Below are 16,230 nucleotides of genomic sequence, written 5' to 3'. Positions count from 1 at the left end.
ATTACCATGCAAAGCTTTCCCATGTTCATCCGCACCACGGGCCGCCGCGTCGTAATCGCAGGCGGAGGAGAGCAAGCTGCCCAAAAGGCGCGGCTGATGCTGAAGACGGATGCCGCACTGGTTTTGCTGGCACCAAAGCTGGATGCGGAATTGACCGATCTGGTGGCCACAGGGCGGGCCACGCAGGTCACAGACGCGATAACACCCGCCAGTTTCGACAACGCAGCACTGGTGTTCATCGCCACAGGCTGCCCCGGCGTTGACGCTGCATTACACGCGCTGGCCAAGGTCGGCGGAGCGCAGGTGAACGTCGTGGACCAACCCGCGCTGTGCGACATGACCACGCCGTCGGTGGTGGATCGTGATCCCGTGGTCGTGGCCATCGGAACCGAAGGCACGGCACCGGTTCTGGCCCGCCAGATCAAGACGCAGGTCGAACAGATGCTTGACCCGGCGCTTGGCCCCTTCGCCGCCCTTGCGGGCCGCCTGCGGGGGGCTGTGGCGGCCAACATACCCAAACCGGACCGTCGCGCCTTTTGGCGGTGGGCCTTTGCCGAACAGCCCTGGCAGATGCACCGAAGCGGTCAGCAGCGCGCGGCTGCCGACCTGCTGAAACAGACCATTGCCACCCGTGATGTCCCCCAAGCCCAAGGCCATATCGCGCTGGTCGGCGCAGGCCCCGGCGCGCGCGACCTGTTGACCCTGCGCGCCGTTCAACGCCTGCAAGAGGCCGATGTGATCTTCTACGACCGCCTTGTTGATCCCGAAGTATTGGAACTGGCCCGCCGCGACGCCGAGCGGGTCTATGTCGGGAAGGTCGTGGGTGCGCACGCCTGGCCGCAAACCCGCATTTGTGCGCTGATCGTGGCCGAAGCCGCAAAAGGCCGCCGTGTCGTCCGCTTGAAGTCGGGTGATCCCGGTATCTTCGGGCGGGCAACCGAAGAGCTGGATGCGGCTCGCGCAGCGGGTGTCGCGGTCGAGATTGTGCCGGGCGTTACTGCGGCCAGTGCCGCGTCGGCTGTGCTGGGGCAATCGCTGACGGTGCGCGGCCAGACCGATACACTGGTTCTGACCACTGGCCAGCACTGTGACGGCGATGCAGCCGAAACCTGTGCGGATCATGCTTTGCCGGGGACGACGCTGGTCTTTTACATGGGCGTCAGCGCTGCGCCAAAAATAGGTCAGTCGCTTCTGAAAAAGGGGCTTTGTGTCAGCACGCCCGTGACCATCGCCGCTGATGTCAGCAAACGCGACCAGCGCGTTTTGACCACAACGATCGCTGATTTGGCCCACGAAATTTCGCGCAACAGTATTGTGGGAAATGCGCTGTTTATCATCCGAATTCCACGTATCGAGCAGTCACGTCACACCGAAAACATGAGGGACAGCGCGACCCCGAGGGGACTGTTGCAACATTTGTCTGAAACTTCGTGATCAATTGGCCGTTACGTTGTTGCACGCCCATCGGACCACGGTGAATTCCTGCGCTCCGGCTTGCGGGGCGCGATTGGGATTACCCCCCCATGACACAAAATGATGTTGATCACGTTGACGTAGAAACTTTGCGATCCCGCGCATCCCGTCCCGTCGCATCCCAGCGCGCGCACACCCCCTTGGCCCAGCGGTCCGAGGACTTTCCGAAGCAGTCATGCAGGGAATCCACCGCAATCACACTGCCCAGGGCAAGTCGACCCAGAAGGCACAAACGCGGCACCACGCGGCCCTGTTCATCCCGAACTTGCCCGTCCGCTACGGTACGCGCCGCCAACCCTTGTGCCAATGGGGCCAGCGCGCCATTTTCAACCAGCGTGCAGATGGGTGCTTTTTCAATGGCAGACAAATCTGGCGAGGGCAAAACCGCGTCAATCATCACTGAAACCGCTGCCGTGCCGTCAGATGTTTCCAGCGTCCAACCGCTGTCCGTCAGGCTGAAATCCGGGTCGGCAGCAAGGCTCAGGTCCATGACACCTGCTTCGATCAGCATCTTCATTTCCTGCGAGGCAGACAGGGGCGGCCCATAACTGTAACGCTTCAGCCCCTCGTCAAAACCCACCAGCGTCTTCGCGGTCTCAGCGGGCGTACCAACAGGGTTGTATCCGGCGCGCAGGGCGTCCTGAAGCTTGCGCCAGACCTGTCCGACCACATAACCCGTGGTGGGCGGCAGACTGCCATCCGCCAACGCGATCCCGGTTCTCAGACACTCCATCGGCGATAGGTGCCGTTCCTGCGATCCGGGGTCGTTCCATTCAGCATGCAGCCAGTCATCGACTTCATTGTCCGGCACCTCGGCGTCACAGGCCGCCAGAATCCGGCTCACAACAGGGATCAGCGCCGCATTGATCGCGGCCGATGCGCTGTCTTGATCGGCCTCCGCAGCCTGTGCCATCGCTTGCGAAAACCGATCCACTTCTGACGGGCGCAGATCAAAGCGCGCATCCAGCGGCTCTGTCGCGGGTTTGGGAAACGGTGGATGACCGTTCAGCGAAAACGGATGGATGCGCACAGGTTCACGCCCCGAAGGGTGATAGCCCTGTGCATCAAACCGCCCGCCCTGCCCGGCTGTCAGCACCCGCAACACATCAAAGGTCGACAGCCCCAAACCACGGATCGCCACGGTGCGGCCTGTCCAGTCACGGGCGCGGTGCGCCAATTGCGCCGCCGGATAAGCCTGCGCCAGTTGCCCCTGACTGCGGCTGGCATGGTCCTGCCATTCGGCCAGTTGGTCGTCGGGCGCTGTTTCGGGTTGGCCGGGGGTCAGCAGCACCTCGTCATAAATCGCGTGCGTCTGGTCACCGGCTTGCACCCGCCAGCCCGCACCCCTGCGGTCGATCCGCGCGACATGCTGCGGAATGATGGCGATTGCCCCGTTGGCGGCGTCCAGCAGATCGTCCAGTCGAGCCTGCAAATAACGGCCCAGTTCGGCCCGTGGCGGGAAACTGTCAGGATCGGCCTGCTTTCCCGCGTGTCTGGCATACCACTCGGCAAAGCTGCCACAGCGCGAAAACGCGGGCGGGCGGATGTCGATGTCGCGAAAGGGAATGTTCAGCAAGCACAGCGGACTTTCGTCGGGATGAAAGTTCGGACCGGCCCCCGGTGCATCAGAAGGTTCGAACACATCGACCGTCACCCGGCACTTAACTTCTGCCAGATGCGTCACCAGCGCCTCAAGCGCGCCCAAACTTCGTGGCCCCAGACCGACAATCGCAATCCGTGCCGTGCCAGTGCCTGACTTCATTCCAGGGCCTTTCCGTGTCGGACATCCACGTGCCGACCAGTGGTATTGAACGTATGTTATCAAACATACCACGCTGCAAAAAGGTTCCCCCCCCCGGATGGACAGGACCACTACCCGACCTGTCGCAACGCACCTTTCAGCGCCAGTGCCTCAAGCCGACTGCGCAATCCGCGCGGTGCCCTCAGCGCCATGCGATCCAGACAGGCGTGATTGGCATCCCCGGCCCGCAAACCTTTCAGAACCAGCCGGACCATGGCCGCGCGGTTGCCTTGGGTTTGGGACAGCAGGTCCAGCGCAGGCAGAAGCCGCTGTTCCACGTCATCAAAATCGGTGCCAAAGGGAAAAGTCGGCAATCCCGCAGGATCAAGCCAGCCATTCAGATGCCGCGGTGTGTTGCAACGCCAGCCGTCGGGAACCGCGAAATCCGACGCCAGTTTGCCCGCCGCCTTGGCCTGCGCGACCAGATCGTCCTGAAACCGGCTGTCGGCAATGCGCACCATACGGGCCACCGCGACCTCGTCACGCACTCCGCGCAGATCGGCGATGCCATATTCCGTCACCACAATATCGCGATAGGCGCGCGGCACGCTTTCGTGCGGATGCGACCAGACAATATTGGACGTGGTCTGTCCCGCCTTTGTCCGTGTGGCGGGCAGCGTGATGACCGACCGCGCCGCGTCCAGTGCAAAGGCCTGTTCGATGAAATTGAACTGGCCGCCGATCCCGCTGACCTCCTGGCCCTTGGCAGTGACGTCGCTGGTCACACCACCCAGCAACGTCACCTTCATCGCGGCATTCACAAACCGCGCATCGGTGCGGGCGGCGCGTTTGGCGTCTTCGTCACCGTAAAGCTGGTTGGTGAATGATACAGGCATCATGCGGATGCGGGCGTGTTCGGCCTCCGTCAATTCGCGCAAAGCCTCGTAGAAGGCGCGGCAATCCACAAAGAATCCCGCGTGGATCGCAACGCCATCAACCTCGCGGCGCACGATGCCGGCCTTGAACAGTTGCAGCAAACCGTCGACCAGCATTTCGGTCACCACATACAGGCCGGTGTCAAAGGCCCCGCTTTCGTCAAAGCCGTCCTGGGCAAAGGGGCTGTTGCGTTGTAGTTCCAAAGCTTGCCCCGCGTGACGCAATATCAGCGCATGGGCCACCGCATCGCCAATTGCGCCGATCCCGATTTGCAGCGTCCCGCCATCGCGGATCAGCCGCGACACATGCAGCCCGATGGCGTGTTCCGCAGCGCCGACAGGGCGTTTGACCACGGAAAACAGCTCGAACTGCGGGCCGTCGTCCATCAGCATCTGGATCTCGTCACGGGCCACATGTGCCTGTGGTCCGGTCATCGCGGGCAGCGTGTCGTTTACCTCGGCTGCCACGACAAAATCCTGCCGCCCTGCGCGCCGGTCATCCAACAGATCGGCAGATATATCGGTGTTGCATGACAAGCTGAAACGGTCGCCGTCCAGCGGGGCCACCAGTTGCATCACCACGTTGGGCCGCCAGCGCCGCAGCACGTCCAGCGCATGGGTGTAGTTCGCCGCGATATAGCGCCGCTGCGCGACAGGCTGCGACAGCCAGCGCCCCGCCTGCATAAAGAATTCCGACACCTCGATGTTGTCGGGCAGGGTGCCGTTGCGCATCATCTGGGCATATTCAATCTGCGGGTAATGCCCGAACAGACGGTCCGCCGCCGGTTCCAGCAGGCGGCGCGCCATGCCCTGTTTCATATCGGGCCGTTCCAGCGTCAGCGCGGTCAGGATCGACAGGCGCACGTCAGGGCGCGCGGCCACCGCACGCGTCAGCGCATTCAACAAGGTCACCGGCTTGCCCAGTCCCAGCGGCAGCGCCAGCCGGATGTCTCCGCCGGTGCGTTCGATGATCTCGGCTGCGATCCGGTCTGCGGTGCTCTCAGCCAAAAGAGGCCCATCCTTTGTCTGGGGCAAACCGCGCGCCATGCTCTGCCGCCAGCGCCTCCAGCCGTTGCGGCACATCGCGGCGCACTTTGGCATAGTGCATCGGCCCACCGCGGAACGGCGCCCATCCGGTGCCGAATATCACGGCGGCGTCCACGTCATCGGCATCCTGCGCCACGCCCTTGCGCAGACATTCCACACCAGCGTCGCACATTGGCAGGATCAGCCGGTCAATGATACTGTCGGCTGGATCGTCTGCGGGTGTATCGGGGGGTGTTTCGCCCTTGTCATAGTTGTACAAACCGCGCCCGGATTTGCGCCCCGTGTGCCCCTGATCGACCATCTCGGCCAGCCAGTCGGGCGTGTCGGCCATCGGACGGTCAAGGCCATCGCGAAGTGACCGCGCAACCTCAAGGCAGATGTCCAGCCCGACCTGATCCGCCAGCGTCACGGGCCCCATCGGCATCCCGAACGCCAGTGCCGCGCGGTCGATCTCTTCCTTGGATTTGCCTTCCTCCAGCATCACCATTGCCTCCATCAGATAGGGGCCAAGCATGCGGTTCACCAAAAACCCCGGATAATCGGTGACCCGCACGGGCAGCCGGTCAATGCCTTGCACAAAGGCCGCCAGGCGGTCCATTGTATTGGCTTCGGCCTTGTCATGCGACACGACCTCGACCAGCGGCATTTGCGACACGGGGTTAAAGAAATGCAGCCCTGCGAAACGCCCTGCATCGGGCGCGGTCGCGACCAGATCGGCCAGTTTCAAGCTGGAGGTGTTGCTGGCCAGTATCGCGGCGGGCTTCATAACGCCGGCAAGCGAGGTATAGATCTTTTCCTTGATCTCCGGCTTTTCCGGTGCGGCTTCGATCACCAGATCGGCGCGGGCACGGCCCAGCCCATTGGGGTCGGGCATCATCCGGTCCAGCGCATCGCGCGCGTCAATGCCGCTCAGGTGTTTCTTGTCATAGATACCCACGGCCCGTTTCACCGCCTTGCCCAACGGTTCGATCGCCAGGTCTTCCAGGGTGACACGCTTGCCCTGCATCGCGGACCAGGCAGCAATCTCGGCGCCCATGGCGCCTGCGCCGATCACGTGCACATGATGAATGCCGTCCTTGCCCTTGCCTTCGGACTTCAGTTTGCGGCGCAGAAAGAACACGCGGATCAGGTTCTGCGCCGTGGCGCTGTCCAGCAGGTCGGCAAAGGATTTCATTTCGGCCATTTGCATCCCAGCCGCATCGCCGCCGTGGTCCTCCCACAGATTGATCAACGCGTAGGGCGCGGGATAGTGCTGGTTCGGTGCCTTTTTCTCGGCTTCGGTCCGCATTCGCGTGGCAGCCAGTGCCCGCGCCGCGCGGGTCCGCAGCGCCGTGGCGCGCAGCCCGCCGGTGTCGTGGTCCAGTTTCCCCGCCGCTGCCGCGCTGATCGCGGCCTCGACATGGCGCTCGGGCACCAACGCATCCAGAATACCCAGCTTGCGCGCCTTGCGGTCGTGCGCCGAACTGCCGGTCAGCATCATCTGCATCGCCGCGACTGGGTCGATCAGCCGCGTCAGCCGCACGGTGCCGCCCAAGCCCGGATGCAAGCCCAACTGTACCTCGGGAAAGCCGACCTTGCCCCCTTCAACCCCGATACGGTGATCGCAAGCCAGCGCCAGCTCCAGACCGCCACCCAGCGTGTTGCCATGCACTACGGCAATGGTCGTGAACGGCAGGGCTGCCAGCTTGTCCAGCACGGCATGCCCCTGTTCCAGCATCCGCACGGCATCGTCACCGCGCAGATCGGCAAAGCCGTCGATGTCGGCCCCCGCCGCGAAACCGCCCGCCTTGGCCGACCGGATCACCAGCGCGCGGGGATTGTCTGTCTTTGCCATGTCCAGCAAGCTGTCCAGTTCGCGCAGAACAGCCTCGGATATGACGTTGGTGCCGGTATCGGCACAGTCCAGCCAAAGCTGTGCAATATCGCCCTTGGCATAACGCCAGTTGGTCACACCCTGCGGTTTGGGCGTATCTTCGGGCACAAGCCTTTTGGGAAGGTGTTCCATAACATCCATCACGCGGCCTCCAGCAGCATGGCACCGCCCAGCCCGCCGCCGATGCATTCGGTGGCGATGCCGCGGCGGACACCTTTGCGTTTCATGGCATTGGCAAGGTGCAACACGATCCTGTTGCCGCTGGCGCCCACCGGATGCCCCAGGCTGATCGCCCCGCCATCCACATTCAGCCGCCCCCGGTCAATCCGGCCAAAGGCCGCGTCATAGCCCAGAACCTCGCGGCAAAAGTCGTCATCCTGCCACGCGGCCAAACAGGAAAGAACCTGCGCGGCGAAGGCCTCGTTGATCTCCCACAGGTCGATGTCCTCTACCGACAGTCCGTGCCGCTGCGCCAGCGGGGTTGACGACAGCACCGGACCCAGCCCCATGATCGACGGGTCCAAGGCCGCCCATTCGCTATCGACCAGCCGCGCAATCGGGTCCAGCCCGTGCGCCTTGACGGCGGTTTCCGACGCAAGGATCACCCAGGACGCGCCATCGGTGATCTGGCTGGAGTTGCCCGCAGTGACCTTGCCATAGGGTTTTTCAAATGCGGGCCCAAGCTTGGCCAGTTGGTCCATGGAATTGTCGGGACGCACGCCATCGTCCTTCGCATGTGCCACCCCGTCGCGGTCAAAGGCAGGCAACACCTCGCCATCCAGCCGCCCGTCGGCCTGTGCCGCGGCAAGGCGTTTGTGACTGTCCACCGCATAGGCATCCGCGGTTTCGCGGTCTATGCCGAAACGATGCGCCAGCACTTCGGCGGTCTGGCCCATGTTCAGCGCGGTGATCGGATCGGTCAGCCCGCGTTCCAGACCGATGACAGGGCTGAAGAAATCGGGCCGCAGCTCGGTCAGCTTGGCGGCCTTGTCCAGTGCGCCCTTCGCTCGCGCCATACCACCGAACCATTCGGTCGCCTCGCGGTTATAAACCAGCGGCGCATGGCTTAACGCCTCGGTGCCGCCCGCAAGGATCATCTCGTGGCTGCCATCGCGGATATAGCGAAAGGCGGTGTCGATGCTTTGCATGCCCGACCCACAGTTGATCTGCACGGTAAAAGCCACCTGTTCATCGCCCATTCCCAACCGCAACGCGGCCACACGGGCGGGGTTCATTTCGTCCTGAATGACGTTCACACAGCCAAGGATAACAAGGTCAAAAGCATCCCGTGGCATCGGCTGGCGCATCAGCAATGGCCTGCCACATTGCACGGCCAGATCAACCGGCGTGAACGGTCCCGGACCGCCGGGTGCCTTTAGAAACGGGGTGCGGGCACCGTCGACAAGGTAAACGGGTCGGGTCATGCTGCGGCCTTTCTGGGGGTAAAGCTGTCAGGGTTTTGCGGGGCGTCGGGGAATATCGCGCGTCTCTCGACCAGTCTGTTCAACGGCTTGCGCGGCGCAGGCCGGTCGGATGTCCCCGAAGAAATCGCTTCGGCTTCGGTCTCGGACAACGCGGGCGATGCGGTCTTGGCCCATGTGAAACCAGGGTTGGTGATGTGGTTCTGGCGAAATAGCATGATGCGACCCCTCCATCGCGAAAACGCACAGACCGCGCACGCAGTTCCCCCAGATATGCAGGTCGCCTTGTCCGCAGCCAAAGCCTTGTGCCGGAAAGCGGACAGATTGTGCAGGCGCGACCCCGTCCAGCCAGCACGCGCGCTGCGGCAACGCTTGCGTCTGGGAAACCACCCCCCATTCGTTTAACCAGCCTTCAGACACCCCAAAGCAGAAAGATGCGCTTCATGCTCCGGCAATTCTTTGAATACTACCGACCCTGGAAAGCCCTGTTCTGGCTGGATTTTGGCTGTGCGGTGGCCTCGGGACTGCTTGAGCTTGCGTTTCCGCTGGCGATCAAGGCGTTCATTGATGTGCTTTTGCCAGCGGGCGATCTGGGGCTGACCCTGCTGGCCGCCTTCGGCCTGCTGGTGATCTACGTTCTGAACTCGGGCCTGATGACCATCGTGATCTATTGGGGTCACATGCTGGGCATCAACATCGAAACCGAAATGCGCCGTCGGGCCTTTGCGCACTTTCAGCGGCTTTCGTTTTCGTTCTTCGACAAGATGCGCACCGGCAAACTGGTCGCCCGCGTCACCCGTGACCTTGAAGAGATCGGCGAGGTCGCCCACCACGGGCCGGAGGATCTGTTCATTGCAATCATGACCTTTGTCGGGGCCTTTGCCCTGATGATGACGATCAATGTCAAACTGGCGCTGATCACGGCGGTGATCGTTCCGGCCTGTGTCGTTATCGTGGTTGTGTTCGGCGGGCGCATGACCCGCACATGGCGGTCCATCTACGCACGCGTGGCCGATTTCAACGTGCGGCTTGAGGAGAACATCGGCGGCATCCGCGTGGTTCAGGCCTTTGCCAATGAAGACCACGAAGCGGCCCTGTTCGCCCAGGACAACAACCGCTACCGCGAAACCAAGCTGTCGGCCTACAAGCTGATGGCAGGGTCGTCGGCGCTGAACTACATGGGGATGCGTTTGATCCAGGTGGTTGTGATGGTGGCCGGAGCCGGTTTTGTGCTGGACGGCTCGCTCAGCACCGGCGGCTTTGTTGCATTCCTGTTGCTGGTGACGGTGTTCTTCCGTCCCCTCGACAAGATTGCTGCCGTAATCGAAACCTACCCGCGCGGGATCGCAGGGTTTCGCCGCTATCTTGATCTGATGGAGACCGAGCCCGACGTGGCCGATGCAAAGGACGCAGTAGAAGCGCCTGCGTTCAAAGGGGCGGTTCGGTTCGAAAACATCGGGTTTGACTACGGTCAGGGTCGGCCGGTGCTCAAAGGCATCACACTGGATGTGCGACCCGGCGAAAAGATGGCCTTTGTCGGACAGTCCGGTGCGGGCAAAACCACCCTGTTGGCGCTGGTGCCACGGTTCTACGACCCGCAGACGGGGCGGATCACCATCGACGGTCTGGACGTCACCAGTGTCACGCTGAATTCCCTGCGCAGTCAGATCGGCATTGTCAGTCAGGATGTGTTTCTGTTCGGCGGCACATTGCGCGAAAACATCGCCTATGGCCGTCTCGACGCAAGCGAAGATGACATCCTGGACGCGGCCGCCAAGGCGCAGCTCAGCGACATGATCGCACAGATGCCGGACGGGCTTGATACCATTGTGGGCGAACGCGGTGTCAGCCTGTCGGGCGGGCAGAAGCAACGGGTCGCGATCGCGCGGATATTCCTGAAAAACCCGCCAATCCTGATCCTGGACGAGGCCACCTCGGCGCTGGATACACAGACCGAACGCCAAATTCAGGACGCTCTGGATGCACTGTCGGAAAACCGCACGACACTGGTCATCGCGCACCGTCTGGACACGATCCGCAACGCGGACCGCATCGCCGTGATGCAAGACGGCCAGATCGTGGAAATGGGCACACATTCCGAACTCAGCCAGTCTTTTGGCCACTACACGCGGCTTGCGAATTCCTGACGCCACAACGCCCGGGGGATCACCGGGCGTCGGCTGTGGGGGCCAGGCCTGCAAACCACTCAGACAACGCTGTGATCTCGTCATCGCTCAGACCTTGGGCGGCCTTGGTCATCAGATTTGCGCGCACCCCGCCGCCGCGATGGCCGTCGCGCCACAGCTTCAACTGGCTTTCCAGATAGGCGCGACTTTGCCCTGCCAACACTGGCGCAATCGGCGCATCCGCTGCCCGTCCGGGGCCGTGGCATTGCGTGCATGCAGGGACAGCGTCGGTGCCGCGCAGGGCCAGACCCGCGCCCGCGTGATCGGTTTGCGTCGTGGCGGTGGCTTGGTCGCTGACCGCCTGTGCCGCGCCATACCGTCCCGCGATGCGGTCGATTTGCGCGTTGGTCAGCCGCGCTGCCGCCTCTTGCATGATGCCGCTGGGGCGCGTGCCGTCGCGGTACTGGATCAACGCCTGCGTGATCTGGTCAGGCGTCAGAATGTCCAGTCGCGGCACATAGCTGTTGGTGCTTTTGCCGCCCTCGCCGTGGCAGGCCGAACAACGGGCCGCCCCTGATCCGTCCCCCGTCAACGCGGTCTGGTCCTGCGCCGTCATATCCGGCACCGCGTTCAAATAGGCGACAACCGACCAGATCTCATCGCCGCGTCCGTCTGCGGGCCAATGGGGCATACCGCTCATCTTTACGCCCTGTTCGACGATCCAGAACATGTGCTGCGGCTCCCATTTTGCCGCCGCCTCGAAGATGTGGGGCGGCGGCGGGTTCATCGCCTGCGCCGTGGCGCTGCGCGGCTGGCCCGGCACCGAATGGCAAAAGGCACAGGCCCCTTGGAAATGCAGCGCACCCAGCCGGATGCGATCGGCATGGTCAATGTCCTCGGGAACTTCCTTGGCATCGGGCGCGCGCAAGCGCACCGATTGTTTGAACGTGGTGTGCAGGACCCATTCGACACCGGGCAAATGCCCCTGCCGTGCGGATACGTTGTACAGGCCAAAACCTACGACCGCAGCGGCGGCAATCCCGCCGCATACCGCCAGCGCCGCCAAAGTTTGCAAAACCCGTCTCATGCCAGCTCCCTCTTGTCATCCAATGCCCGCGCCACCAGCGCCAGCCCCGCCACCAGATAGACCGGCGTGCCGATGCCCAGCATCAAAAGCCCCCCCAATTGCTGCGCATCCAGATCCGGCGCGCGTCCGCAAATTTCTGCATACAGATCGCGCGGCGCCAGTATGATCAGCGCCCCCAGCAAGGTCATATGCATCGACGTCAGCAACAATCCCCCTGCCCCCGCCAGCGGTTGTTCGGCACGCAGGGCACCGGCCCAGACCAACAGACCGGCAATGGCGAAACTGCCCTGTTCGAACACCAGTCCCGCGCCACCACCGTCGGCCCAGCCATGCAGCCCCGGCAGATGCCAGCCCCAGACAACCGCGAACTCGACCGCCGCCCCGACCAGCGGCGACAGGGCAAAGGGGCGGGTGGCGTTGGGAAAGCCCAGAACCAGCAGCGGCGTGACGATGGCCACCAACCCCATGTGCCGCAGCATATGATGCGGAAAATCCGCCCCTGCCCAGTCGCCCAGCGGCAGCAACCACAGCGCGGCCAGAACCAGCAGGCCCGCGTATCCCAGCAAGGGCCTCACCGGCATGTGCCGATCAGCAGCGCAGGCAGGGCAACATAGCTGACCCCGATGAACGAAATCACCGTCAACAGAAACGCGGCATGACCCAGAAACTGGTGGCGGTCCTCGCCGGTGCCCTGATCGTTTTCCCAATCCCGGTCCCGCACCAGATCCCACTGTTGCCACGCTTGCCAGCCCAGCCACACAATCGCGAGCAACGCCACAACCGTGCCGATCCCGATCCCCAGCCGCAAGCCGTCCACAGCGCCCGGCGCACCCTTGGCGCAGATCAAGGCCGTCGCCCCATAGGACGCGGCGAAATGCACCGCCCAGATCAACGGGCCAAAGGTGATACGCCACAGGCTCGCCGCCTCGGACCGGAATTCGCGGGCGTCTTCGTTCTCGTTGATCTCGGTCATGGCAGCCACCCCGGAACCAGCCCCAGCAGCGCGGCCGTCACCAACACCTTCAGCGCGACAAAATGCCAGTACAGCGTGACGTTGCGCAGGTCCGCATCATGGCGCGGCGTGACCTTGCCAAACAGGCTGCCCGCCAGACAATAGCATTGCATGATGATCCCCGCGCACAGGTGCACCACCAGCCAGACCATCAGCGCCCACAGGATCGCGGGGTAAACATGCGACACCGGGTCCAGATCGCGCACGGCCAGCCACGCGGTCCCCGCCGCGGCGGCGGCACTGAGCGGGGCCAGCACCAGCGCCACCCGTGCCAGCATCACCTTGCCACGCCGGTTGACCTCGCGGGCCAGCAGGGTTGCGGCCCATGCCACCACTCCCAACAGCGCCGCCGCTACGACCCATGCGCCAATGGCATGATCGGCGCCTGAAGGCGGAAAATCGGGGCGCGCGGTCCAGTAGAAGAAGAACCCGAACACGATACTGGCAAAGGCGGTCGCGTCGCCCAGCATGGTAATCCACATGCCCCACCAGCCCACTGCGTCCGGCCCCGAGGTGTAGGTCGGCAGGCGCAGACCCAATCCCGCCTCGCGCATATCCGCCTTTGGCGGGCGCGCGGTGCTGGTCCACAGCCAATACAGCACGCAGACGATGGCAAAGGCACCGCAGACAATCGCGGGCTTGTAGATGTGAAACGTCGGGAAGATGAACGCCCCTCCGGTAAAGATCGCGGCCCAGATGGTGATCCACGCCGGGCCCGTGACCCGCTGCACATAGATCGGCTTGGCATCAATCACCGATGTCACAACCGTCTCGCGCTGGTGATCCGGCGCATCCGACAAGTAATAGCGACCCGCGTCCATGCGTTCGACCAACTTCGGTTGATCCCACAGTGGATAGCGCGACGTGATATAGGGCACCGACCGCACACCCCATGCCTCTTCGGGGACGTCATGGGAAAACTCCAGTGTGCCGGCATCCCAAGGATTGCGCGGAATTTGCCCCTGGCGCGATTTGGGCCGCAGCAGGTCATAGACGAACACGGCAAAACCAGCCGCCACGACAAAGGCCCCAATCGTCGAAATCAAGTTCAGCGTCCCCCACCCCGAGCTTTCGGGATAGGTGAACACACGCCGTGGCATCCCCATCAGTCCGGTCAGATGCATCGGCAGGAAGGTCACGTTAAAGCCGGTGAAGATCAGCCAGAAGGACCAGCGGCCCAGCCGTTCCGACAACAGCTTTTTGGCGAAGAACGGGTAAAAATAATAGACCCCCGCAATCACCGGAAAGACCATGCCACCAAACAGTGTGTAATGCAGGTGTGCCACGATGAAATAAGTGTCGTGTGCCTGCCAGTTGAACGGCACGATGGCCAGCATCACGCCCGTCAGCCCGCCCGCCACAAAAATCGCAAGCGCGCCTGCAATCCAAAGCATCGGCAGGGTCATCCTGACCCGTCCGACCATCAGCGTGGCGATGAACGCAAACAACTGGATACCGGTGGGGATCACCACTGCCTCGGAAGCCGCCGAGAAGAAGCCCAAAGACATCTGCGGCAGCCCCGTGGTGAACATATGGTGCACCCACAGCCCAAAGCTGAGGAACCCGGTGCCCACCGCCGAAAGGACAATCCACGAATAGCCCACGATGGGCCTCCGCGCCACGGTCGGCACGATCATCGCGGCGATGGCGATGGACGGCAGAAAGACGATGTAGACCTCGGGGTGGCCGAAAATCCAGAACAGGTGCTGCCACAGGATCGGGTCGCCGCCGCGTTCGGGGTCAAAGAACGGCCAGTCGAACGACCGCTGCAATTCAAACAGGAAATCGCCCGCAATCAGCGGTGGAAAGGCAAACAGGATCATCCCGCCCACGACCATCACATACCACGCATACAGCGGCATGATGTTCACGCGCATCCCCGGTGGTCGGCATTTCAACGCGCCGACAATCAATTCGACGGCGGCGGCAATGCTGGCAACCTCGATGAACGACAGACCCAGCAGCCAGATGTCGGGACCGATCCCTTCTTCTTCGGTGGCCAGCGGCGGATACATGAACCATCCGGCCTTTGGCCCCGCGTCGAACAACAGCGACCCCATGACGAAGCAGCCGCCGATCAGGAAACACCAGTAGCCATAGGCCGACAGACGCGGGAAGGGCATGTCGCGCGCGCCCAGAAAGGCGGGCAGCAACAGGATGCTGATCGCCTCGAACATCGGAACGGCGAACAGGAACATCATCGCTGACCCGTGCATGGTAAAGAACTGGTTAAACCGGTCCGAATCCAGGAACGTCATACCGGGAAAGGACAATTGCACCCGCATCGCCAGCGCCAGAAGCCCCGCGAGCAACATAAACCCGAACGCCGTCAGCGCGTACCAGACCCCCACCTCGGTGTTGTTCACAGCCGAGATATAGCGCCACCCTTCCGGTGTTTTCCACGCCGCGCGCAGCTCGGCCTTGCCGCGTTCCTGTTCCTCGGGCGGCACGGGGGTGTTCAGCATCTCCTCGGTCGGGGGATACAGTCCTTCGGCCACAGGGAACGGGGCTGGGCGGGTCATTCCAACCCCCCCAGATAGGCGGCAAGCGCGGTCAGGTCGTCGGGCGACAGGTGGTCATAGCTGGGCATGGCAACCTCGGGTTTCAGGGTCTCGGTGTGGGCGATCCAGTTGGCAAAATCGACGGGCTCAACGCCAAGGATACCCGCCCCCAGTGACAGGCGGCTGCCCACATGGGTCAGGTCCGGTCCGACCCGTCCGACAGCCTGCGTCCCGCGTACCGTGTGGCAACTGCCGCAGCCTTCGCGGGCGAACACCTGCGCGCCGCGCGTGGCGCTTTGGGTTTGGGGCGGCGTGGCGTTCCGTGCTTCGGCCTCCAGCCATGCCTCGAAATCTTCCGGCTCCATCACCACGGTTTCAAAGGCCATCAACGCATGGGACGCGCCGCAAAACTCGGCGCATTGCCCACGATAGGTGCCCGCGCTTTCGGGCAGAAAGGACAGATAGGTCTCGCGGCCCGGAATCATGTCGGCCTTGCCGCCCAGTGCGGGCACCCAGAACGCATGGATCACCCGGTGCGCATTCAGCACCAGCCCGGTGCGCTGCCCCACGGGCAGGCGCAATTCATTGGCCGATGTGACACGGCTGCCGTCGGGCAGCTCGTATTCCACCCGCCACCACCATTGTTCAGCGGTGATATGCACACGCATCCCCTCGTCCGCTTCGCGCGGGGCCTGCATCAGCGGCAGGCTGTAGACCAGCAAGCCACCCAGCAAGGCGACAGGGAACAGCACGCCGCCGCCAACGATCAGCCCCTCGGCCAACCCCCGCGACATCTCGCGGGGGTTGATCCGTGTCACATAGACAAACAGCCCCCCGACCAGCAGCCACAACACCAGCGCGCCGACGAACATCACCATCGCCAGATCATACAGCAAATGCGCATCGCGCCCCGACGGGTTCAGCACCGATTGCCGCCCCTCGCCACAGGCAGACAGCAGCAGAACGCCGGCCAAGGCGGCCAGCGTTCCCATGCGTTTGCGCGACATAAAGCGG

Annotated in this window: 12 protein-coding genes; 2 read left to right on the top strand and 10 right to left on the bottom strand. The window is 63.2% G+C overall.

The features are described from left to right. The first annotated feature begins 6 nt into the window (after nucleotides 1-6). Complete coding sequence (gene cysG / locus AAC077_RS14765; protein WP_339770913.1) at nucleotides 7-1,434, top strand: siroheme synthase CysG; 1,428 nt, start codon at nucleotides 7-9, stop codon at nucleotides 1,432-1,434. A 109-nt stretch (nucleotides 1,435-1,543) separates the two neighbouring features. Here the strand turns inward: cysG and AAC077_RS14760 are convergent, their stop codons facing one another. The 5 genes from AAC077_RS14760 to AAC077_RS14740 form a co-directional block, all read right to left on the bottom strand. Then, on the bottom strand, nucleotides 1,544-3,235 hold the full coding sequence (locus AAC077_RS14760) for an FAD/NAD(P)-binding protein (RefSeq protein WP_339770911.1): 1,692 nt from the start codon (nucleotides 3,233-3,235) through the stop codon (nucleotides 1,544-1,546). A 110-nt stretch (nucleotides 3,236-3,345) separates the two neighbouring features. Beyond that, the gene (locus AAC077_RS14755) at nucleotides 3,346-5,157 is read right to left on the bottom strand and encodes an acetyl-CoA hydrolase/transferase C-terminal domain-containing protein (RefSeq protein WP_339770909.1); all 1,812 of its coding nucleotides are present in this window, start codon (nucleotides 5,155-5,157) and stop codon (nucleotides 3,346-3,348) included. Next, on the bottom strand, nucleotides 5,150-7,210 hold the full coding sequence (locus AAC077_RS14750; RefSeq protein ID WP_339770907.1) for a 3-hydroxyacyl-CoA dehydrogenase NAD-binding domain-containing protein: 2,061 nt from the start codon (nucleotides 7,208-7,210) through the stop codon (nucleotides 5,150-5,152). The genes AAC077_RS14755 and AAC077_RS14750 overlap by 8 nt, the downstream gene beginning before the upstream one ends. Further along, nucleotides 7,210-8,493, bottom strand: coding sequence for an acetyl-CoA C-acetyltransferase (locus AAC077_RS14745; protein ID WP_339770905.1), 1,284 nt, complete (start codon nucleotides 8,491-8,493; stop codon nucleotides 7,210-7,212). The genes AAC077_RS14750 and AAC077_RS14745 overlap by 1 nt, the downstream gene beginning before the upstream one ends. Next, complete coding sequence (locus AAC077_RS14740) at nucleotides 8,490-8,708, bottom strand: hypothetical protein (RefSeq protein ID WP_339770903.1); 219 nt, start codon at nucleotides 8,706-8,708, stop codon at nucleotides 8,490-8,492. The genes AAC077_RS14745 and AAC077_RS14740 overlap by 4 nt, the downstream gene beginning before the upstream one ends. Nucleotides 8,709-8,933: 225 nt before the next feature. On the opposite strand from AAC077_RS14740, the gene AAC077_RS14735 reads away from it, so the two are divergent. Beyond that, the gene (locus tag AAC077_RS14735) at nucleotides 8,934-10,637 is read left to right on the top strand and encodes an ABC transporter ATP-binding protein (protein WP_339770901.1); all 1,704 of its coding nucleotides are present in this window, start codon (nucleotides 8,934-8,936) and stop codon (nucleotides 10,635-10,637) included. Between the two features lie 19 nt (nucleotides 10,638-10,656). Here the strand turns inward: AAC077_RS14735 and AAC077_RS14730 are convergent, their stop codons facing one another. Genes AAC077_RS14730 through AAC077_RS14710 form a run of 5 tightly spaced genes read right to left on the bottom strand, consistent with a single transcriptional unit; the run spans nucleotide 10,657 to nucleotide 16,223 of the window. Next, nucleotides 10,657-11,703 carry a c-type cytochrome gene (locus AAC077_RS14730; protein WP_339770899.1) on the bottom strand — a complete coding sequence of 349 codons (1,047 nt, stop codon included), beginning with the start codon at nucleotides 11,701-11,703 and terminating at the stop codon, nucleotides 10,657-10,659. Then, nucleotides 11,700-12,284, bottom strand: coding sequence for a cytochrome c oxidase assembly protein (locus AAC077_RS14725; protein WP_339770897.1), 585 nt, complete (start codon nucleotides 12,282-12,284; stop codon nucleotides 11,700-11,702). The genes AAC077_RS14730 and AAC077_RS14725 overlap by 4 nt, the downstream gene beginning before the upstream one ends. Next, entirely contained in the window at nucleotides 12,275-12,676 is a 402-nt protein-coding gene (locus AAC077_RS14720) for a hypothetical protein (protein WP_339770895.1), read from the bottom strand. Before AAC077_RS14720 ends, AAC077_RS14725 begins: the two co-directional genes overlap by 10 nt. Continuing rightward, nucleotides 12,673-15,237 (bottom strand): cytochrome c oxidase subunit I, encoded by a 2,565-nt coding sequence (ctaD, locus tag AAC077_RS14715; RefSeq protein WP_339770893.1) that lies wholly within the window; start codon nucleotides 15,235-15,237, stop codon nucleotides 12,673-12,675. Before ctaD ends, AAC077_RS14720 begins: the two co-directional genes overlap by 4 nt. Continuing rightward, on the bottom strand, nucleotides 15,234-16,223 hold the full coding sequence (locus AAC077_RS14710; RefSeq protein WP_339770891.1) for a c-type cytochrome: 990 nt from the start codon (nucleotides 16,221-16,223) through the stop codon (nucleotides 15,234-15,236). The genes ctaD and AAC077_RS14710 overlap by 4 nt, the downstream gene beginning before the upstream one ends. Between the last annotated feature and the right edge of the window lie 7 nt (nucleotides 16,224-16,230).

Origin of the sequence: uncultured Pseudosulfitobacter sp. (assembly GCF_963976325.1) — a bacterium.
GTDB lineage: Bacteria > Pseudomonadota > Alphaproteobacteria > Rhodobacterales > Rhodobacteraceae > Pseudosulfitobacter.
The sequence above is the reverse complement of the archived record's forward strand: the minus strand, read 5'-3'. Positions and strand labels throughout refer to the sequence as shown.

What these genes read in the sequence shown, in the direction of transcription:
- ctaD (WP_339770893.1), bottom strand. Translation starts at nt 15,237, where the DNA reads ATGACCCGCCCAGCCCCGTTCCCTGTGGCCGAAGGACTGTATCCCCCG.
- AAC077_RS14735 (WP_339770901.1), top strand. Translation starts at nt 8,934, where the DNA reads ATGCTCCGGCAATTCTTTGAATACTACCGACCCTGGAAAGCCCTGTTC.
- AAC077_RS14710 (WP_339770891.1), bottom strand. Translation starts at nt 16,223, where the DNA reads ATGTCGCGCAAACGCATGGGAACGCTGGCCGCCTTGGCCGGCGTTCTG.
- AAC077_RS14760 (WP_339770911.1), bottom strand. Translation starts at nt 3,235, where the DNA reads ATGAAGTCAGGCACTGGCACGGCACGGATTGCGATTGTCGGTCTGGGG.
- AAC077_RS14745 (WP_339770905.1), bottom strand. Translation starts at nt 8,493, where the DNA reads ATGACCCGACCCGTTTACCTTGTCGACGGTGCCCGCACCCCGTTTCTA.
- AAC077_RS14730 (WP_339770899.1), bottom strand. Translation starts at nt 11,703, where the DNA reads ATGAGACGGGTTTTGCAAACTTTGGCGGCGCTGGCGGTATGCGGCGGG.
- AAC077_RS14750 (WP_339770907.1), bottom strand. Translation starts at nt 7,210, where the DNA reads ATGGATGTTATGGAACACCTTCCCAAAAGGCTTGTGCCCGAAGATACG.
- AAC077_RS14740 (WP_339770903.1), bottom strand. Translation starts at nt 8,708, where the DNA reads ATGCTATTTCGCCAGAACCACATCACCAACCCTGGTTTCACATGGGCC.
- AAC077_RS14720 (WP_339770895.1), bottom strand. Translation starts at nt 12,676, where the DNA reads ATGACCGAGATCAACGAGAACGAAGACGCCCGCGAATTCCGGTCCGAG.
- cysG (WP_339770913.1), top strand. Translation starts at nt 7, where the DNA reads ATGCAAAGCTTTCCCATGTTCATCCGCACCACGGGCCGCCGCGTCGTA.
- AAC077_RS14725 (WP_339770897.1), bottom strand. Translation starts at nt 12,284, where the DNA reads ATGCCGGTGAGGCCCTTGCTGGGATACGCGGGCCTGCTGGTTCTGGCC.